This is a genomic window from Corallococcus sp. M7, assembly GCF_054512695.1.
On the sequence record NZ_CM137252.1, the window covers coordinates 6,824,138 to 6,845,653 of the forward strand.

Sequence of the window (21,516 nt, forward strand, 5' to 3'; positions counted from 1 at the left end):
GACGCGGTCGTCCCTGCCGTCCTTGTTGCTGTCCACCAGGCCGCCGCGCTGGTCGAACGGGATGCTGTCCCCCATCTCGCCTGCCACGATGTAGCGCCCCGCCAGGCTCACGACGTCCAGCGAGTGGTCTCCCACCGCGAAGGCCCAATCGCCCGTCACCGCGACATCACGCAACGCGCGGGAGAGCGGCACGGCGGAGCCCGTCGGCTGATCGAAGGTGAAGCCCTTGACCAGCGTGTCCTCGGTGAAGACATCCGGGCTCGTGGGTTCGGACTGACGGAGGGTCACATCCACCGGGCCACGGAGCCCGTCGGGCGTGAAGGCCTCCACGAGCCCCAGGCCCAGCACCCGCACGTTGTTGGCGAGCTTCGTCCCGAAGCGCACCTGCACCGTGCCGTTGGGTGAGAAGCCCTTGCCCGACAGGAGCACGCGCGTGCCACCCGAAGACGGGCCCCGAGCCGGCGCGACCGCCAGCAGGTCGAGCGGATCCACGTAGAGGTAGGCACCGATGAGCTCGACGTGCTGCCCGCCGGCTCGCCGGACGGTGAGGGTGGCGGCGCCCGCCGTTCCCTTGGGAGCCCTGACCTTGACGGAGGTCCCTCCAGGGTCGGTCTGGAGCACCGTCGCCGGTTTGCCGTTGAAGGAGACCTCCAGGTCACGGCTCGAACTGAAACCAATGCCGGTCAGGGTCACTTCCGTTTCGGCCCCGGCGGGGCCCTGACGCGGCGACACGCTGTGCACCTGGAGCAGGGGCTCGTCCTCGTGCGCGGCGGTGCTGAACTCCGCCACATAGCGCCCCGGCATGGGGGCGCCGTCCGTCCCGACAAGCCCGTCGATCCGCAGCTGGTACGTCCTGCCCGTCTGGAGGCCCGCCCCTACGGGGTAAACCGTCACGGTGGTCCCCGCGGACGCCACCTCCGTGGTCACCGGGCTGCCGTCGGCGGAGCCATCCATCAGCACCAGGCGGACCGTGGAGCCCGTGGCATTGGCCACCGGGCGGTTGAGCGTCACCGTCAGCGGCATCGTCACGAGCACGTCATCCGCGCCGTCCGCGGGGGTGCTGCCGGTCACCACCGGGAACGGCATGGCGACGACACTCACCGCGTCCTGGGCCACGGCCTGGCCCACGCGTCCCGCCGTTTCCTTCACCGTGGCCACGACCAGGCCACCGGCCACCGCCACGTCCGACAGCTTCGTCGCGGGATACAGGTCCACCGCGTTCACGGACTGGGGCCGCGAGGGCTCCGAGGCCAGGAGCACCTGGACCAGGGCGGACGGCCCGTAGGCGGACGCCACGCCCAGGTGCGGTCCCATCGCGGCGTTCGTGAACTTCATGCCGCGCACCAGCGGCACCACCGGTGACGCCTCACGGGGCCGCTTGGGCTGAGCCAGCGACAGCGTGCGCAGCGACTCCGAGACCACCCTCAGACCGTTGCGGCCGGACACGGCCGTGTCACTGGAGCCCCCGGTGAGCTCTCCCAACACCGGCAGGTCCTGCTTCAACAGGTCCACCACCAGCAGCCGCACGTCGGAGCCAACCTTCGCGGTGAGGACCGCATGGTGGCCGGACACCTGGACGTCCTCGATGGAGGGCGACCGCATCTGCCCACCGAAGAGGAACTGCGTCACCGTGCCCAGCAGCACCGGCCGGGCGGAGTCCTGCAGCGAGTACAGCGCCACGCCGCCAGACCCCGCCGCCATCAGCGCCAGGTCCCCGGCGATGGCCAGCCCCTTCGCCTCTCCGACCGACGGGAAGGTCGCCTTGAGCTTGGGCTGCCCGGGGTTGGCCGCGTCGAAGACGAGCAACGACGGGACGCCCTCGCCCGCGACGTCGACGTACTGGAGCGACGCCCCGTTCGCCACGACGTACGCGTACGAGCCCCGGACGGACAGGGCCACCGGTTGATACGGCGGAGGAATGCCGGCCAACCCCTTGAGGCTCGCGTGCGCCGGGTCGGACACGTCCACCAGCGACAGCGCGCCGTGGGTGCTCCTGTCCATCAGCTGGGCGACGTCCTGCGCGGACGCCATCACGTTCGTCGGAGACAGCACCCACGCGAAGCCGCCGGACAGCGCGACCTTGATGGGGGGCACCGACGGCAGCTCGTCGATGGGCCGCGGGTCGTCCTCCCCGAAGGGGATGTGCCGGCTCACGGAGGACGACACGCCCAGGTCCGTGTACAGGTAGGCCCCGGGCGCCACCACGCTCTTCGAATCCGCGTTCGTCACCACCACGTCCGCGGGACCGAACGCGCCCGGCGGGACCATCAGGGTGATGAGGCCCGGAGACACCACGCGGACCTGCGTGGCGGGCGCGCCGCCCACCTTGACGGTCGCGCCACGCTGGAAGCCCGCGCCGGTCAACTCCACCGTGTTGCCACCCGCGAGCGGACCGGTGGCGGGCGACACGAAGTCCACGTGCAGGACCTTGAGGTAGAGGAAGCCACCGAACAGCGACCCTTCCAGGCCGCTGGGGTTGACGACCGTCACCGTGGCCGCGCCCTCCTCGGCGCTGGGCGGAGTCCTGGCCGTCAGGGACAGGCCGCCCTGGGCGACGACGACGTCGGTCGCCTCCACGCCGGAGAAGAACACGCGCGCACCGGGCGCCAGGTTCGAGCCCGAAAGCGTGACGAGGGTCCCCCCCTCCTGCGCTCCTGAGGCAGGGGTGAGGAGCGCCACGGATGGCGGCTCCGCGTTCGCCGCGCGCGTCGTGAACCGCGTGCGGAAGGACGTGCCCAGGGGCCAGCCCTGGGTGGACGCCAGGTCCTTGTCCACCGTGAGGAAGTACTCCGTGGCCAGCGCCAGGCCCTGGGGCCCGCTGGGGCGGACGCGCAGCCGCCGGTCCGTGACGTCCACTGTGATGGGCACCACCGGGCCCAGCAGGGGGTCCCCCGAGCGCAGCACCACCGTGCCCGACTTCACGCTGGCCTCGTCAATCACCTCCGACAGGAAGACGTCGAGCTTCACGCCTGTCACCGCGTCGGAGGACACCGGCACCTGGCGTGCCCCGTCCTCCGGCGTGACGGACGTCACGACCATCCGCTGAAGCCCGAAGCGCACGAGCTCCTTGTCCATCACCGTCACCGCGCCGCTCGCGGCCCCCACCACCTGGGCGGCGCGCGGGAGGTTGGCGCGCACGAGCGTCGTCCCCGGCCCCTGCGCGGCGAAGGTGGACACCGACAGCATGCCCTTCACCGGCTTCGCGTCCTGGTCCGTCAGCGCGCTGGTGGCGAGCGCCAGGTTCCCGGAGGCGCTCACCGACTCGAGCCCCGTGGCCAGCAGGTCCGCGCGCCGCGGAGCGTGCGACAACAGCGAGACGAGCTTCGGCGCCTCCGGCCGCGAGAAGTCCACCTCGGCCAGGTATGCCCCTGCCCCTTCGCACGCCACGAAGGCGCGCGTGCCCACGGCCGAGACCGCGTTGGCGGCACCCGGCACCGCCACGAAGCTGTTCTCCGGCGACACCATGGGCAGCTTGGGATTGCGCAGGTCCAGGATGCGCAACCCGCCGCTCCCGGCGGCCACGAGCAGCAGGTTCCCGGACACGAAGACGCCCCGCGCGCCGCCCTCCCCCACCACGGGGACCGTGCGCACGCGCTGGGGCAGGGCCGGATCCGACAGCTCCACCACCACGACGCCCGCCGTGCCATTGGCGACGTAGGCCAGCCGGTCCTTCACCACCACGTCCCGGACGTCATTGCCCGGCAGGTCCACGCTGCCCACCACCTGCATCGACGTCAGCGACACCACCGACAGCAGCGGGGGGATGTACAGCCTGTCGGGCGTGGTGTGCGCGGGCGTCAGCACCAGCGCGTGGTTGCCCTGGAAGGCCACCGCCGTCGGCGCGGCCGTGAAGGGCACGTGCGACAGGCGCTGGATGGCGCCGGTGGAAAGCTGCGCGAGGACGAGCGCGTTCCCCTGGGCCACCTCCACGCTGCTGATTCCCTGGGCCCCCACGACCACCCGGTTCGTCGCATCCACCGCCAGGGGCCCCAGCCGTCCGGAGTTGAAGGGGCTCAGCCGCGCGGGCGAAGGCTGCAGGCCCAGCTCCACCTTGACGGTCTGGGAGGTGCCCACGTTGTCCGAGGGGTCCTTGGCGGTCGCGAAGAGGGGCACGTCCTGTCCAGCCTGGTCGTTCGGCGCCAGCACGTTGATCGCATGCAGCAGCCGTCCCGAGGGCCCGGGCTGCGCCTCGGACGTGGAGTCCTTGAGCTGGCCATCCCAGTGGAAGCCCACCGAGTTCACCTTGACGTTGTCCCGGGCCGCGGCCCTCAGGGTCACGAGGCTGCCGCCCGTCACCAGGTCGCCTTCGGGCGGATCCACGAACTCCACGTCGGGGGGGACGGTGTCGCTCACGGTGCCCACGTCCACCGGCGCGGACGTGGTCTCCTGCCCGGCCTTGTCCACCGCCACGGCGGTGATGGAGAAGCGCCGGTTGCGGCTGCCCACGGGGGCGATGAACGTCCCCGCGTAGACATCCGGTGCGCCCGGAATGCCCGCGGGAGTCCGGGCGACATCCACCCGCTTGCCGTCCACCAGGAAGATGACTTCCTTGATGCCGCTGTCCACGTCCTGCGCCATCGCCTCGATGCGGATGCGACCGCCGTCGAAGACGTTGGTTCCGGCGAGCGGCTTCTGGAGGGCCACCGTCGGCTTCTGGTCCTCCTTGACCAGTACGTCCAGCGGCGGCGACCAGGCCGAGCGTCCCGCCACGTCCAGCACGTAGGCGCGCATGCGCACCGTCTGGCCATTCAACGCCGCGGGCACCCGGTAGGTGAAGTCGTAGGGCCGCAGGTAGCGCCGGGCCAGCTCCGTGGAGTTGATCTCCTCCGGGCCCAGGTGCAGCGAGGCGTACGCGACGCCAAGGCTTTCGTTGGTCACCTTCGCGGAGAAGTCCGCGTCCAGCCCCACGACCATGTCGCTCGCGCCCTGGAGCGCCACCGCCAGCGGCTTGTCCTGCACCACGGCGACCTTCGCCTCGGCCGTGGCCGCCTTGCCCGAGGTATCCACCGCGCGGGCGACGAACGTCAGGGCCTCGCCCAGGTCCGCCTTCTTCACCCGGTAGGTGAAGCGGTACGGCGCCACCGGCATCGTGGCCAGGGGCACCGCCGGCTGGTCCTTGAGCGTGAAGACGACCGCGGAGACGCCGACGTTGTCGTCCGCCACCACCTCCAGGTCCAGGTTCATGCCCGCCACGATCTCCGAGTTGTTCGCCGGAGTGAGGAAGCTGATGGTGGGAGGCTGCTCATCCGCCTGGACGTTCAGCGTCACCACCGGGGCATTGGCCTCGTGCCCGAACGTGTCCTTCGCGCGGGCGCGCACGGTGAGCGGACGGTTGGCGGATCCGTAGGGCAGCGGGACCCGGAACGAGTACGGCTTCGTCGTCGCGGAGTAGCGCAGGGGGCCGTTCACCCCGCCCTCGATGACCGCCTCCACCCACGAGATGCCGACGTCGTCCTGCGCCGCGATGACGAGGGCGAAGTCGCGGCCCTCGGTGAGGGTGTCCCCACTGTGGGGCTGGGCCACCGCGACCGTGGGCGGGGCATCCTGGCCCACGGGCAGCACGACCACCTGGCTGAAGACACTGTGGCCATACGTGTCGATGGCCTGTGCCTGGAGCGAGAGCGTCTGGGCGCCCGACGGGACATGCACCTGGAAGGAGAACGGCGGCTGCGTCACCGCGGGCAGGTCGTTGTTGTTCACCCGCAGCTGCACGGATGCGATTCCGACGTCGTCCTCGGCGGCGACGGCCACCGGCACGACGCTTCCCTCCACGACGGTCCGGCCATCCGGCGGGGACACGATGGCCACCGACGGCTCGCGATCCCTCACCACCCGGAACGGCTGGATGTAGGTCGCCGTCTTGCCCGACAGGTCCCGGGCCTCCGCGGCCACGAAGTAGGCCATGTCCACGTCGCCCGACGAGGGCAGCGCGGGCGCCACCGCCTGCGCGGTGATGAGCGGGGCGTAGACGTCCACTTCCGACGAGGGGACCGCGTTCTCCAGCGGGAAGCCCCCGGCGGTGTGGAACGCCTGGAGCTCCGTGCGGCTGGGGCCCGCGAGCAGCTTCACCTGGCTCACGAAGACGTTGTCCCAGGCCATCGCGGACACGCGGAACGACGTCTTCTCCACCACCGCCTGGCTCAGGGTGGGGAGCAGCACCTGCACGGACGGCGGATTGCTGTCCGCCATCACCAGCGTGGCGCGGTCGACGACGGCGGCATGGCCTTCCTTGTCGGTGGCCACCACCCGCACGTCGACGTACGTCTGGGTGCGAGACGCATCCAGCGAGATGAACCCCGGCGGAAGCCTCACGCGGCCCCCGTAGGTCTTCAGCCGCGAGATGTCCCGGTATGGAGAGTCCTCATCACAGCCCGTCCATTCCTGGGTGACCTCCGGGCCCTCATCGCAGCCGAGCAGCTGCTGGTAGGCCTTGCGCACGCTTGTATTCACGGGGACCGGGAACCCGTTGAGGTACCCGTCCTGCAGGACGGCGATGGGCTTCCCCTGCGCCGCCTCGACCTTGAGGGCGGACTGGCCGTTGAGGAAGAACTCCACCTTCTCGACGCCGGTGTCATCCGCCGCCAGGGCCTCCACGAAGAGCTGGATGCTGCCCTCGATGAGGTTCGCGTTCCGCGCGGGAGAGGCGAGCGCCACCACCGGGGCCTGGGGCTTGCGGCCCTCCACCACGAGCCGCCCCACCCCCACCTTGCCGGCGGTGTCCGTCACCATGACGCTGAGCACGGACGGCGCGCCATCCCAGGACGCGGGCGGCGTGAACTCCACCTCGTGCGACACCTTCGCCTGGGCCGGATCCACCGTGAGCGTGCTGGAAGGAGCGTCGCCGAAGGCCGTCGTGATGCTCACGACGCCCACGTCATCCGCGGCTTCCAGGGACAGGGTGGCCTTGACGCCCTGCACGAGCCTCACGAGGCCGCTGCCCAGCTCCATCTCGGAGACCGACTCCACGGAGGACTCGAGCTTCACCCACTTCACCGTGGGCACCGTGTCCGCGCGCACATGCACGAAGGTCACGGGCGAAATGAAGGCATTGCCCGCACGGTCCCGCGCCACCACCGTCAACGCCACGGGCGCGCCCGTGGCCGTCGGCTGGAGCACCACTGTGCGCTGGACCGAAGCCGTGGGGCGCGTGAACGACTCGCGCGCCGCGCCGTCCACCAGCAGGTCCGCGGACTCCACCTCCACGTTGTCCTTGAAGGACAGCACCACGGAAGTGGGCACGCCCGCGACGGCCGACGCTCCGTTGGCGGGCTGGAGCACCGCCGCCACGGGAGCCTCCAGGTCCGGCTGCACGCGCACCGGGGACACCGCGCGAGCCCGGTGCCCCTGGGCATCGGTCGCGAACGCCGTCAGCACCGCCATGCTCGGCGCCCAACCCAGCGCGGGCTTCAGGAGCGTGACCGGTTGCAGCGCCCGGCCCGGCGCCGAACCGCTGACGCTCCAGCGCGCGACCGCGAGCCAGGTCCCGGCCACTTCCGCCCGCACCTGGACCGAGGCGCCTTCGTACACGAGCTGCGTGCGGCGGACGTCCACGGGAGCGGCCGGCTCGCTCCCGGCCATGAACTCCACGTCGATTTCATCCACCGTCATGAGGTTCGCGGGGAACCCCAGGTCCACCTCGTAGGACGGCGCCTTGAACTCGACCACGCGGTGTCCCGCGTTCAGCGACGCCAGGAAGGTCTTCACCTCCGCGGCGGCCTCCGCGCCCGCGTTCAACCGGTAGCGGTACCCCACGCGCGCCTTCAGGGACTGGCCTGCCGGCGGCGCGGTCACCTTCAACCTCGCGAGCCCGGCCTGACTCCCCAGCCCCGCCGCGGGGGGCACCACGCGTACGCGCCCGGACGCCACGTCCAACTGGGCCGTGCGCGCATCGCCCACGAACCACGTCACGTGCGAAGCCAGACCGGCACCGGTGGCGCCCGGCGCCGCCACGTCGAACGCCTCGGGGGCGCCCTCGACGGCGGTGGCTTCCGCCGTGGCGAGCACCGCGAAGCTGGACGCCACCGCCACGTCGTCCCGCAGCTCCACCTGGAGGCGCTCCGAACGCTCCTCCGTCAGGTCCGCGCCCGCCGCGGGAGCGAGCCACGTCACCGAAGGCGGGCCATCCGGCAGCAACACGCGGGTGAGGACCTGCTCCGTGGCCTTGCCCGACGCATCCACCGCGCGGGCGGAGAAGACCAGGGGCTGGGAGCCGGACGCGAGCTCCGGCAGCTTGATGGACACGGTGGCGGTGACGAAGGTGCCGGGCGTGAAGGCCGGCAGCGTCAGCGGCGTGTTGCCCAGGTGCGCCTCGAGCGACGTCACCTGTCCGTCGTCGCTGGCCTGCAACACCAGCTCCACGGTGGAGCCCGCGACGCACGTGGCGTCGTCCGGGGTGTTCTTCAGGGACATCGTCAGGCGGGGCGCTTCACGGTCCACCTTCTCCTGCACCTGGAGGGTCACCACCGTGTCGGCGTGGTTGCCGGCGGGGTCGTAGGCGCGCGCGGTGAGGGTGTGCGAGTTCTGGGGGGACAGCGCGGGCAGCGTCACGGTGCCCGCATACGTGCCCACGTACTCACGGCTCAGCAGCACGGTGCCCGGCCCCAGCGGATCCGGAGTCCGCACCTCGTCGAAGCGCTCCTCGACGTTCTGCAGGAGGACCGGCGGGGACAACGGGCTTCCATCCAGGAGGAGCGCCACGGAGGACACCCTCACGTCATCCCGCGTCTCCACGCGAAGCCCCAGCGAGCCTCCGGCCGTCACCGTCACGGTGTCGGTCGTGGGCGCCACCCGGCTCACGCGGGGCGGCTGGACGTCGTGCGCCACGGTCAGGGTGACCGTGCCCGCGTCCGAGTCCTGCTTCGCCGTATCCCGCGCGATGACCCCCACCGTGGCGGGCTGGCCCGCGTGGACGATGGGCGCGCGCACCACCACCGTCTGCGGCTGGCTGACGTCCCGCGCCGCTCCCGCCGTGGGCAACGTCCCCTGCGGGATGCCGCCAGAGACGCCCACCCAGCCGATGACGCCGTCGTCATCGCTGAGCGACACCGTCATCCGCACGTCCTCGCCTTCCTTATAGGGACTGCCCGGCGGTGGAGCGAGCACGGTCACGGTCGGAGGCGCGTCCTGGACCACGCGGACCGTCAGGGTCCGCTCCGCGGTGCGAGCCGGGGACCCCTTGTCCGTGGCCACCGCGCGCAACGTCACGTCCTGGTTCACGTCCGCCTGGGACAGCGGCACCGCGAAGGTGAAGACCTGGTAGAGCCCCTGCACGGCGCCCGAGGTGAGGTGGCCCACGAGGTTCGAGCCGCGATACAGGTCCACCGACGCCAGCCCGACGTTGTCGGACGCCACCACCTCCACGCTCAGCGAGGCCCTGGAGAAGACGCGCGCGCCCTCCGCGGGCGAACGGAAGCCCACGAGCGGGGCCTGGTCGTCCTCGACCAGCACGAGGTTCTGGGACACCGTTTCCGTATGGCCGGCGGAGTCCGTGGCCACCGCGCGGAGCACCTCCGTGCGAGCCACGCCCTTCAGGAGGAGTTCGTAGCGGTACGGCGCCGCCGTGAGGGTCGCGACCGATTCGTTCCCCAGGAAGAGCTCCACCTGGTTCACGGACACGTCGTCCGCCGCGTTGATGAGCACCTCCAGCCGCGTGCCCAGCGTCGCGGTGGCCCCGGCGAGCGGACGCACGAACGCGACCGTGGGTTTGCTGTCCGCATTGGACTGGAACCGGACCTCCGGGGCGATGCCCACGTTTCCGGAGACGTCCGTCGCATGCACCCGCAGGGTGTGATTGCCCACCGCGGAGATGGCGGTCTTGGGAATGATGAAGTGGGAGATGAACGACCCCACCGTGGTGCCGTTGCGCGCCGGGGCGGGGTCCGTGAAGACAGGCTTGTCCCCGGAGTCGAGGAAGAGCTCCACCTTCCGCACGCCGACGTCATCCTGGCCGGCCACGGTGACGAGCAGGTCCTGGCTCGTGACCACGGAGGCGTTCATCAGCGGCGTGACGATGGACACCGCCGGCGGCAGCAGGTCCGGAGACACGGTCACGTTGCGCGTCACCGCCGTCTCCATGCCGGTGGAGTCGCGCGCCACGGCCCGGATGACCAGCGTCTGGCCGACGGAGCCCTCGGGGACGAGCGCCTCCGCGGCGTAGGGAGGCTCGCTGGCCAGGCCCGCGAGCACGCCGTTCACGTACCAGCTCACCCGCATGGGCGGCGGCGAGTCATCCAGCACGTCGGCCGTGAGCAGCAGGCGGGAACCCGCGAGGATGGGGTCGGAGACGCCGGGGCTGACGATGTTGACCTGCGGCGGGCGGTCCGACTTCACATTCGCCGCGAAGGCCGCGCTGCGCGTGTTTCCGCCCACGTCGATGGCCTGCACCTCCACCTGTACGGTCTGGTCCAGCAGCGATGCGGGAGGCGTCCAGAGGAAGGAGAAGTCCGCGGAGCCGGACGGAGAGCCTTCGAAGGTGCTCTTCACGAGCCGCTGGGTGGCGACCACCGCCCCCCTCACGAGGAAGCGCACGTCCACGCCGAACGCCAGGGCGTCATCCGCCACCGCGCCGCTCACGGTGAAGGGGGCCCCCGCGGTGACGTCCACGGGGGACCGGGCAGGCGTCCTCAGGGTGACGAGCGGCGCGGAGTCCGCCGCGACGCGGACCGGCAGGGCCTGCGAGGGCACCGGAGCGCCAGCGCTGTCCACCGCTTCCGCGCGAAGGATGACGCCCGTCCCCGCCGCCGTCAGCGGGGGGATGAAGCTCACCTCCCAGAACGGCACCAGCAGCTGTTGCACTCCGCCCTTCTCGTTTTGAAACGAGCGGACCTCCACGCGGGGCGCGGAGGCCTGCCCCAGGGGAGCACCGTCCACGGAGAAGCGGACCGACTGGAAGTCGTTCGCCGTCAGTTCGCCGCTCTTCCAGTCGCCGCTCGTCACGCGGACCGTCTGGGGCAGACCGGCGATCAGCACCTGCCCCGCCGTGGGAGCGTCATAGACGAGGATGCGGCTGCTGGGAGCCGGGGCGGCCGTCACCGGGATGCGCAGCTCGGTGGAGGGGGTCACCTGGTTCGCGGTGTCCACCGCGCGGGCGCTCAGCACCAGGGTGGACCCGGCCGTGGAGGGCGCCTTGAGCTGGAGGGTGAACGGCGCGGAGGTGTCCGTCACCGTGGGCACGCCGTTGACGAGGAACTCCACCCGCGCCACGCCCACGTCGTCGGTGGCCACGGCCTTCACTTCCACCTCGCCGCCGGCCACCACGGACGCGGGCGCGCTCAGCTTCACCTCCGGGAACGCGTCCCGGGCATCCACCAGGAGGGAGACCTCTGGCTGATCCGGATGCTTGGCGAACACGAGCGACGGCTGGGCCTTGAGCGACGTGACCCGGCCTTCAGGCGACACCTGCAGCCGCGTCGGGTCCTCCACGCGCCACTGCGTCCCCAGCGCGGACGACGTGAGGTCCACCCACTGTTGATTGGACAGCCGGCCCCGTAGCTGCAGTTGCAGCGTCCCGCCCACCCGCTCGATGGAGGCGGCCGTCGCCGGCGGCGCGGGGATGAGCTCCAGGGACGCCAGGGTCGCGCTGGAGTCCACGATCACGGGAACGGCTTCCGTGGCCCCCGCGTAGTGCACGCGCACGGTGACCTGCCCGTTCGCACGCGCCACGACCTGGCCGTCTCGCGTGACCATGGCCACGGCCGGGTCGTCCGACTCATAGGTGGCGCCATTGAGCGCGCCGCTGACATCCACCTCGCCCGCGATGGCGAAGACCGCCGTCACCTTCAGGGGCACCCGCTGCCCGAAGCCCTCCGACAGCAGGAGCGGCTTCGGGCTGGCGCGCAGGGTCAGGAGCGGATCGAAGGCGGTCGAGTCCGTGAACTCCACCGTGGAGGTGTGCACCGTGCGGCCGAAGGCATCCATCAGCGACACATCCGCCACCACCACGCCATCCGGAGGAATGCGCCCCCCCTGGACCGGCACCGCGAACGCCACGTGGCCCGGAGTGGAAACGCGTGGGTAGGCGACCAGCCGGCGCCCCACCGCGAACGCATGCGACTCCACCTCCGCCAGGTCGCCCTTCACGGTGCGCAGGAGGGCCGAGGAGGCCCCCATCACGGTCAGCTCCGCGCGCGCCACGCTTCCCTGGAAGGCCACGTCCACCAGCAGTTGGCCCGTGTCCTGGGAAGCCCGGGCCCCCACCGCGTCTGGAGCAAAGGCCGGGGGTGGCAGGGTGGCGTCGAAGACGACCTGCACCGGAGAGACGGTCGTCCCCTGATCCGCCACGGGCGACGCGGTCACCTCCAGCCGGCCGTCCGCCGGGAACGGCTGCGACAGCGGGAGGAGCACGTGGAAGGGGACCGCGCCTGCCTGGTCGCGCGGGACCACCACGCGCGCCAGGTCCACGAAGACGCCCTTGGAGGCGGAGGTGCCCTTGATGCCCACGGCTACCTGCGACGCGGCGCCGTCGACGTCAAAGCCCAGTTCGACCGAACGGGCCCCCGGCTGGAATGAGCGCAGGGGATGGATGGACGACACCGAGGGCGCCGACTGTGCAAGGGCAAGGCCCGGCAGGGCGCAGCCCAGTGCGAGAATCAGCGCCAGCGCCCGCAGGCGCGGTGTGGAGAAACGCTCCATGGGTACTTCCCCCTCTCCCGCCGGCGCGTCAGGGACGCGCCGTGACCTCGACCTGCACGTCCGAACCACTCCGCAGCCGCGCGCGCAGCGCATCGAACACCTTGCGCTGACGCACTGGCGCCACCCGACCCTCGACCTCCGCTCGCACTTCCTCGAACGGCGGCGTCCGCGCGGGACGCCGTTCCAGCAGCTGCAGCACCGCGAACCCCTCCGCCGTCTCCACCACCGCGGAGACCTGCCCCGGTGTCTGGAGCGCGAACGCGGCATCCTCCAACCGGCGCTCCGGCAACTCCCCACGCGCGAACAGGCCCAGGTCGCCGCCCCGCGCGCGCTCGGGACCATCCCCGCTGGACTGCACCTGGGAGAGCGGCTCCTTCGCCTGGAGCCGCCGCGCGAACTGTTCCGCGCGGCCGCGAGCCCGGGCCCGGTCCGCCGCGTTGCCCGGGTTCTCGAAGCGGGCCAGCACGCGCCCCAGGTGGAGCCGCTCCGGCTGAGCGAACACATCCCGGTTCGCCTCGTACCAAGCGCGCAATTCCTGCTCACCCGGAGTCCCAGCCGCCTTCGTCTCCTCCGCCAGGAGCTCCTGCACGATGAGCCGCTCCTCCAGCTCGCGCACCTGCCGGGCGATCTCCTCCCGGCTGGAAAGCCCCCGGCGCTTCGCCTCCTCCACCAGCAAGCGCTTGTCCACGAGCGACCAGGCGAACTCCCGCTGACCGGCCTCGCTCACGAACTGCTCACGCAGCGCCGGAGGAAGCCGTCGTGCCTCCCGCTCCATCTCCTCCCGGGTGACGACGCCGCCGTCGAAACGCGCCACCAGCTCACGAGGAAGCGGCGCCCTGGACGCAGGGGACGCCGGAACACCGCCAGGTTGACCCTCGCAGGAGCACAGCACGAACAGCAGGACCACGCCTTGGAGGGCGCGCACAGGCGATTGCAAAGGATTCCTCTGAGGCGGTGAAGACTGGCGGAGTGTGCACGATCTGGCACTTGAGCAGCAATAGCAGCCGCCCCTGACGCGTTTGAACTTCGCGCGGAGGCTTTGTTACGGTTCGTCCCGACTCGCAGCCGGGCGTTGGGGCCCAGGCTCGCCGGAATTCCCGTCAGGATTTGCATTCCATGAATATCGCCAAAATCGCCGCGACGGCTACAACAGCCCTGTTGCTGCTGAACGCATGCAAGGGTTCAGAAACGTCCCAGGAGGGGAGCGCGAATGACCCAGTCGTGGCCCGGGTGGGTCCAGGCGCCATCACGGTGAGTGAATTCCGCGCCAGGATGGAGGAGCAGCCGCCCCTGATTCGTGCTCGCTATGGCTCGCTGGAGATGAAGAAGGAGTTCCTCGACAATCTGGTGCGTTTCGAGGTGCTGGCCCAGGAAGCCAGACGCCAGGGATTGGAAAAGGACCCTGAGTTCCAGGCCGCGGTGGAGAAGCTGCTGGTCCAACGGCTGGTCCAGAAGCAGGCCACGAGCGTGGTGCCGGCGCCTCCGACCGACGAGGAGGTCCGCAAGTATTATCAAGAGCACCTGGCGGAGTTCTCCCGGCCTGAGAAGGTGCGAGTCAGCCAGGTCTTCCTGGCCTCCGCGGAGGGCGATCCGAAGCGGGGGGCGGTGAAGGCGGAAGCCGACAAGCTGTTGGCGGACGTGCGCAAGCAGGAGGCGGGGCCGGTGAAGACCGCGTTCGGGGAGCAGGTCCGGAAGCGTTCGGACGACGCGGCATCGCGCGATGCGGGCGGGGATCTGGGGTTGCTGACGAGAGAGGAGTTGGCGGCGAGGTGGGGCCAGCCGGTAGCGGACGCGGCCTTTGGACTTCAGACCCTGAGCGAGGTGGGACTGGTGGCCTCCCCCCGCGGCATGCATCTGCTGAAGCTCGTGGCCCGTCAGCCGGGCTTCTCCCAGACAGTGGACCAGGTGAAGCCGCGCATCGAAAGCCGCCTCATGGCGGACAAGCGCGCGAAGTCCATGGATGACCTGGTGGCCGGGCTGATGAGCAAGACGAAGGTGGAGGTCGACGACAAGGTGCTTGGAAGTCTGTCTGTCGACAAGGACGGCCTGGGCGTCACGAAATCCGCGCCCTGACGAAGCAGGGGGCGTGGTCATGACGCGGCCACGCCCACCGCCCTCACGTCAAACGCGCTGATCGCGCGCGGCCGCCTCTGCTTCGGAATAGATGGACACTGCGCGTCCGAGCTCAAATCCAAACAGCCCACGCAGGAGCCGAACCACATCAATCTTGGAACCCCCCAGGCGAATCGCCGCGGCACCAATCTCGACCGGCGTCCGGCCCGAGTCGCGCATGGCAACAAAGTCCCCAGCCTCATCCGCGGCAATGAACCGCGCCTGATTTGAAGGCGGCAACTGAGCACCGGGCAGGTAATCCGCCAGGATTTCCGAAAAGCCCAACTCCCGAGCCGCCTGGCGCAATTCCTCCCAGAATTCGCCAGGAAGCGGCGCTCGCTCTGACTCGTAATGGTCTCCGAGACCGCCCAGGACCGAGATCAGGATCTCCTCCTCCTGCAGTTCCAGCCACCGCTCCACGTCGGACCGGGTGTAGTGCAGTCCGTCGATCATGAACGCCTCTTCCGGCAGAAGCCGTGAAGCGCGCTTGAGTCGGTCGATGGGAAGCGTAGCGCCCCCTTCCAACCACCACCGCCAGAGCTTCTCAAGGAACATGGGCGTCATCTCCAACTGAAACCATGGGCCGCCCGTGCCTACGGCGCGGAAACCTTCAGAACAAGTCCAGGTCTCGGTCCAAGCAGCAGCCGGTGAGCGTACAGAGTTCGAACCAACTCACTGCTCCTCGTGGCCTTTGGAAACATTTGCTGGTGGCCCCGAGCCAACCTGTCGATCTCACGCCTCCAGCTCAAAACGGCCGAAGACCTACTCATCTCTTGAATCCCTCTGGAAAAACGGCGCCGCGCGGATCCAGGGGCAAGACCTCCTGAGCCAGCTTCGTTCGGAGCGCGGCGATCTCCTCCACGTAGTGCGCCCGGTCGAAGACGAAGCGGAAGGACTCGGAGGCGACCTCGAACGTCCAGCATACGCTCGATTCGCCATGTTCCACGTCCACGCCCTCCCACCCACCGTCCTCCGCGACGCCGCAGGCGCACGTGAAGATCAAGTAGCGCCCAGAGCCGGTCGCGCTGCGCTCCAGTTCATCGAAGACCACCACGGCGTCGCTGAGCTGAGGGCGGGCTCGTAGCTCTTCACCGTCGATGCAGATCCCCACGAAGGCCACATCCGAAAAGCGGATGCCGTCCAACAGGACGCTCCGTCCGTCCGTCACGTGTTCAAGGGACAGCGTCAGGACATCCATCCACCCTCCGAGAAGACCCGGTTCACCACTCGAGGCCGCGATAGCTCCGACGGAACGTGTTCGCGAGGAACCGATGAACCTCGTGCTCGTCCCCATCAGGTTCCGCTGCGATGCGATGCCGGAGGGTCTCCATGGCACTGGAGCAGTCAAGAGACCCGGTCCACTGGCCCTCCACGAAGCGGAGCTCATGCACCACGCTGAACATCCAGATGGGCGACGAGACACGGCGCATGAGGGACTCTGCTCGGGATGCAAGCCCTGGAATGAAGTCACGCGCCACCACCAGTCCTCCGGTAAATGGGACGTGCCAGCCGAGCCCCGCGTAGACAGCCAGAAACGCGTCTTCCTTGAGGTGGGGCGGCTGACCTCGAAGAACCGTCCCCTTTCCATATTTGACCTTCAGCCGCTCCAGCGGCTTCAGGCCAATGCTGAATGACTCAAGCAAGAGCCGCTTCTCGTCGATCCGATAGACGCAGTCGAATCCCCGGTAGCACCCGGTCGAGACGCATTGGGGCACCAGCCCCTCTTGCCTCGGGTCAAACAAATCCGTTCCCTGAACGGACATCAGCGCAAAGGGGCGCTGCTCGAACAAGAGAACGTCTCGGCTCTGTGCTGTCACGGGACTGGCTTTCCAGACTCACGTCCATCAAGCCCCGCTCTCACCACGGACGACGTGACACCGTTCGCGCCCAGGAGCTTCCTCAACCACTCCATCTCCACGCGGGTCCCTTCCCTGACAACCCCGGGAGTCGGGTCTTCAAGCCGCCCACTTCGGCCAGGGACAGTCCCAGTTCCTCCCGCAGCAGCTTCAGCGCCAGCATCGCGTGAGCGCCCGACGCCTGGACGTCCAGCCCACGTTCCCTCTTCCCGGAGCAGGGCCTGACGAAACGACTCCGGCGGCATCCCGATGCCGTCCATCTCCAACTGGCCGCCGCAGTGCTCACACCGGTAGGCGGCCCAGTACCGGAGGCCGTCCAATGAGGACTGCCCGCCATACAGGTCGACCGCGCGGCCACAATCTCCACAGACGGTCTGCTCCACCCGCGTCGCCGACATCTGTCCTCCGGAGGGCTCGACCTGAGCCTATCCGACGAACAGTTCCTGGATCCTCCGTGGCGCTGCGTCTCCAGGCATTTCGGGTCCGCAACCACCGGGACGTGCGGTTCACCAGTCGATAGGAGGCCCGTCGCCATCCGCCTCCCGTATCCTGGCGATCAAAACGAAGGACGGGTCATCCGGTGAGGCGCGCCAGTCCTTCTTCAGTTGCCCCGAGTGGCTCCACCGCCGCTCCACCACACAGACGCCGTGGAGGTAGACACAGTGCTCAATCATCGTGCCGTCGGCGAGCCAGGCACGTGAGGTCCCGTGCCACCGGTTGCGCCAGAAGAACATCTCCTCCGCGAGCAATCCGGATTCGTGCCAACTGCGTTCGGGGACCTTGCCGCAAGCCATCGACGTAGAAGGTTTCCTCGATGGGGATGCCCGAGCTGGACTCTACGTAGACGGACCCTGTGAAGGGCGCGTCGTTGAGGAAGACCTGCTCGGCGTCCCACGTGAGGTCATCGTAGGTCTTGAGTCGCATCGGGCACGGTCGCGCCGACGCTCAGGCCCGCGCGGCGTCATCGTACGACACGCGCAAGCCGTCGTGCGTCACCGTGATGAACGGACGCCCCATCCAGCCGCAGTGCCTGCAGACCGCGTTCGGACCGGTCGCGGTGACCCGCACCGGCAGGTCCGACTCGCACACGGGGCACCCGGCTGGCAGGGTGTACTCTCGGGTCTGGGAGTGGACTTCGGTCATGGATTCAGGGGTAACGCAGCCTCCGGACGCCGCAAGGCGCCGCTCCGTTCCGCCTTCCCTGAAACATGCGACGCAGGCCTGTCCGTCTGCCTTTTTGCCTCACCGGGCGCCCGCTCTCCTGCCTACCCCCGTGCACCTGATTTCTGGATGATCGTTGAGCGATGAACGGTTGCGCCCCCGTCCCGAATGTCTCGGGCCGGAGGATTCATGGACCGGACGAAGTCTTTATCGCTCGCTGGCCTGGCTGCCCTTTTCGTGGGGGGCTTCGCCTCGTGTGACGCGCTCGCCCTGCCGCGTGATCCCTACCTTCAGAAGGTGGGCCCCGACACGGCCACCGTGGCGTTCCGGCTGTCGTCGAACTGCTCCAGCGCGCAGGTGCGCTACGGCGTGGGCAACACCAGCCAGACGGCGAAGTCCTCGGCCAGCGCGAAGATCCACGCCGTGGTCCTCACCGGCCTGTCTCCCGCCACCTCCTATACGTACTCCGTGGACGGCTGCGGTGAAACGACCCCGGCGAAGACGTTCACCACCGCCCCCGTGCCCGGCACGCGGCGCGTGCACTTCGCCGCGGTGGGCGACTTCGGCACCGGTGGCAGCGACCAGAAGAAGGTCGCCGCCTCCATGCTCACCAACAAGCCGGAGCTCTTCGTCGCCCTGGGTGACAATGCCTACGCGTCCGGCACCGAGTCCGAGTTCCAAACCAACCTCTTCACCCCCATGGCCGCCCTGCTGTCGCAGGTGCCCATGTTCGCCACGCCCGGCAATCACGAGTACGTGACCAACGAGGCCCAGCCCTACCTGGACAACCTCTACCTGCCCACCAACAACCCGGAGGGCTCGGAGCGCTACTACTCGTTCGACTGGGGGCACGTGCACTTCGTGTCCATCGACTCGAACTGCGCCGTGGGCCTGGCGTCCGCGTCCAAGTGCACGCTCGCCGCGCAGAAGGCGTTCGTGGAGAAGGACCTGGCCGCCACCACGCAGCCGTGGAAGGTCGTCTTCTTCCACCACCCGTCCTGGTCCAGCGGCGAGCACGGCTCGCAGCTCACCATGCGCCGCCAGTTCGGCCCCCTGTTCGAGAAGTACGGCGTGGACCTGGTCCTCACCGGCCATGACCATGACTACGAGCGCAGCAAGCCCATGCTCGGCGACGCCGAGGCCGGCAAGAGCGAGACGGGCATCCCCTACCTCGTCGTCGGTGGCGGCGGCGCCACGCTGCGCACGTTCGCCACGTCCCGCCCCTCCTGGAGCGTCATCCGCGACGACGCGGCCCACGGCTTCCTCGACGTGGACGTCGTCGAGGGCAACCTCACCGCGAAGCTCGTGAAGACGGACGGCGGCGTCCTGGACTCGTTCACCCTCTCCAAGACGCTGCCCGCGCAGCCTGAGCAGCCCCAGGGCACGCTGAACGTCGCCGTGGACAACGCCAGCGGTGCCGCGCCCCTCACGGCCTCGTTCACCGCGACGGCCTCCCAGTCCGGCGCCACCGTCACCTGGGACTTCGGCGACGGCGCCACGGCGGAAGGCCCCCAGGTCCAGCACGTCTTCGCCCGGGCCGGCACCTACACCGTGACGGCCACGGCCACCGTCCAGGGCGCCGCCCCGCTGACGGCCACCACCGTGGTCACCGTGACGTCCAACGGAACGACCGACCCCGGGACCGACCCCGGCACCGGCACGGGTGAGGACCCTGGCACCACGCCGTCCGACCCCGACCCCCGCCCCGAGGTTCCGGGCACGCCCACGACGCCGGGCGTCACGCCGGGGGATGACTCGAACGGAGGCGGTGGCTGCGCCGCCGGCCCGTCCGCCGCCCTGATTCCCGCCGCTGCGGCCCTCGTGGCCGGGCTCGTGCGCCGCCGGCGCCGGAACCGCTGAGCCCCCCGGAGGCGGACCGCGGAAACCTGTCCGACTGTCGGACAGGTTTTCGTCCCCGGCCGCCCCGGCCCGCGCCTGGGCAACCGCCCCAGCCAGGCCGCCCCCCGAGGTGGGCTGCTGTTCCGACCGCGTCGCTGAAACCTGTCCGACTGTCGGACAGGTTTTGGACGACCGGCGCCGCCCCCCGGGCCGCTGCCCGGCCGGGGCCCGCGAGCCGGTCCGACTGTCGGACAGGTTTTGGACCCATCCGGGCGGGCGGCGGGCCTCCCGGAGGCCCAGGCCCGGAAAAGCCTGAAGTGGTGCCCAGACGCCTCCGGCCGGCCCCTCCTGGGGCTTCCGGGGGCGTCTTTTGCGTTCCCTGCTTGTCAACGCTACCCGGGGAATGCAAAGGCCCCATGAGACATGGCCACGACTCGTAAGCCTGGACCTTCCCGCGGCGGCGCCCCCAAGTCCGGCGGGCCCCGTACGTCCCGCCCTGGCGCGCCGAAGAAGCGCAAGGACGCCGGTGGACGCGCTGACAAACCGAAGCTGAGCCGCGCCCAGCATGAACGCGCGCGCCCCAACCCCAACCGCCCCCTGCGCGAGGACCTGGTCCTCCAGGCGTGTCTGGAGGCCTACGGCGGCGTGCGCCGCGAGGGCCGCCTGTCCGACCGCGCCCTGGAGTTCGTGCTGCGCCGCAAGACGGCCCTGTACTCCACCGAGCGCCGCGCCGTGGCCGAGCGCGTCTACGCCCTCCTGCGCCGCCAGCGCACCGTGGACTTCCTCCTGGAGAAGTCGCACCGGAAGTTCGACGCGCTGGACGCCACGCGCCAGGACGTCATGCGGCTCGCCGCGTCCCGCATCCTCCACGGCGAGGACCCCACCTACGTCGCGCGCTCCAGCGGGCTCACCGGCCCGGACCTGTCCGTGCTCGACCGCCTGCCGGACGCCGCCGCGGACCTGGACGCCCTGCCGGAAGAGAAGCGCTTCCCCATCGCCGCGTCGCTGCCGGACTTCCTCGCGGGCCGCTTCCGCGCCGTCTTCGGCAAGGACGCCGCGCGCGCCGCCGAGGCCATGAACGAGCGCGCCCCGCTCATCGTCCGCGCCAACACGCTCAAGGGCGACCGTGCCCAGCTCCAGGAGCGCCTGGCCGCGGAGGACGTGGAGTCCACCAAGCCCACGAACCTGTCCCCCTTCGGACTGGTCATGGAGACGCGGCTCAACCTCTTCTCCCTCCAGGACTTCAAGGACGGGGGGTTCGAAATCCAGGACGAGGGCAGCCAGCTCTTGGGCATGCTCGTGGACGCGCCGCCCACCCGCGTGGTGGACGCGTGCGCGGGCGCTGGCGGCAAGACGCTGCAGCTGGCCGCGCAGATGAAGAACCGCGGCGACCTGCACGCGCTGGACGTGGACGAGGGCCGCATGGAGGACCTGCGCAAGCGCGCGCGCCGCGCCGGCGTGCACAACGTGCGCACGCAGCTCATCCCCCACGAGGGCCCGGACGCAGACGCCGCGCTCACGCCGCTCAAGGGCCAGGCGGACCGCGTGCTGGTGGACGCGCCGTGCAGCGGCACCGGCACCTTCCGCCGCAAGCCGGACGCGCGCTACCGCCTCACGCCGGAGGACCTGGAGATGCACGTGGGCCGGCAGAAGGCCCTGCTCGCGCGCTTCGCCATGCTGGTGAAGCCCGGCGGCAGGCTCATCTACGGCACGTGCAGCGTGCTGCGCGAGGAGAACGAGGACGTGGTCGAGGACTTCCTCTCCAAGCACCCCGACTTCAGCGTGCGCCCCGTGGCGGAGGTGCTGGGCGCGGAGCTGGGCGGGAAGCTCGGCCCCGGCCCGTACCTGCGTCTGGCTCCGCACACCCACGGCACGGACGGCTTCTTCGGCGCCGTGCTCGTCAAGGCGAAGTAACCCC

9 protein-coding genes (1 of these 9 running past the window's edge) are annotated in these 21,516 nt (G+C 70.2%); 3 read left to right on the forward strand and 6 right to left on the reverse strand.

What is annotated here, in order from left to right:
* Both ACX114_RS27275 and ACX114_RS27280 read right to left on the reverse strand, forming a co-directional pair.
* Positions 1-12,630 carry the 5' end (the start) of an Ig-like domain-containing protein gene (locus tag ACX114_RS27275; RefSeq protein ID WP_459289227.1) on the reverse strand. The gene continues 17,058 nt to the left of window position 1, outside the view, so the window shows 12,630 of its 29,688 coding nt (coding positions 1-12,630); the start codon lies at positions 12,628-12,630; its stop codon lies beyond the left edge, outside the window.
* Between the two features lie 28 nt (positions 12,631-12,658).
* Positions 12,659-13,444, reverse strand: a complete 786-nt coding sequence (locus ACX114_RS27280) for a peptidylprolyl isomerase (RefSeq protein WP_459289229.1) — start codon at positions 13,442-13,444, stop codon at positions 12,659-12,661.
* Between the two features lie 302 nt (positions 13,445-13,746).
* Here ACX114_RS27280 and ACX114_RS27285 point away from each other — a divergent pair, with 302 nt between their 5' ends.
* Positions 13,747-14,703 (forward strand): peptidyl-prolyl cis-trans isomerase, encoded by a 957-nt coding sequence (locus ACX114_RS27285; protein WP_459289231.1) that lies wholly within the window; start codon positions 13,747-13,749, stop codon positions 14,701-14,703.
* Between the two features lie 48 nt (positions 14,704-14,751).
* Here ACX114_RS27285 and ACX114_RS27290 read toward each other — a convergent pair whose 3' ends face one another.
* The 4 genes from ACX114_RS27290 to ACX114_RS27305 form a co-directional block, all read right to left on the reverse strand.
* Positions 14,752-15,297, reverse strand: a complete 546-nt coding sequence (locus ACX114_RS27290; RefSeq protein WP_459289233.1) for a hypothetical protein — start codon at positions 15,295-15,297, stop codon at positions 14,752-14,754.
* Positions 15,298-15,508: 211 nt separating this feature from the next.
* The gene (locus tag ACX114_RS27295; RefSeq protein ID WP_459289235.1) at positions 15,509-15,940 is read right to left on the reverse strand and encodes a hypothetical protein; all 432 of its coding nucleotides are present in this window, start codon (positions 15,938-15,940) and stop codon (positions 15,509-15,511) included.
* A 22-nt stretch (positions 15,941-15,962) separates the two neighbouring features.
* Positions 15,963-16,532, reverse strand: a complete 570-nt coding sequence (locus ACX114_RS27300) for a hypothetical protein (protein WP_459289237.1) — start codon at positions 16,530-16,532, stop codon at positions 15,963-15,965.
* A 572-nt stretch (positions 16,533-17,104) separates the two neighbouring features.
* Positions 17,105-17,392, reverse strand: a complete 288-nt coding sequence (locus tag ACX114_RS27305) for a toxin-antitoxin system YwqK family antitoxin (RefSeq protein ID WP_459289239.1) — start codon at positions 17,390-17,392, stop codon at positions 17,105-17,107.
* Between the two features lie 556 nt (positions 17,393-17,948).
* On the opposite strand from ACX114_RS27305, the gene ACX114_RS27310 reads away from it, so the two are divergent.
* Positions 17,949-19,619 carry a metallophosphoesterase gene (locus ACX114_RS27310; protein ID WP_459289241.1) on the forward strand — a complete coding sequence of 557 codons (1,671 nt, stop codon included), beginning with the start codon at positions 17,949-17,951 and terminating at the stop codon, positions 19,617-19,619.
* 528 nt (positions 19,620-20,147) lie between these two features.
* Positions 20,148-21,512 (forward strand): RsmB/NOP family class I SAM-dependent RNA methyltransferase, encoded by a 1,365-nt coding sequence (locus ACX114_RS27315; protein ID WP_459300301.1) that lies wholly within the window; start codon positions 20,148-20,150, stop codon positions 21,510-21,512.
* The last annotated feature ends 4 nt before the right edge of the window (positions 21,513-21,516 follow it).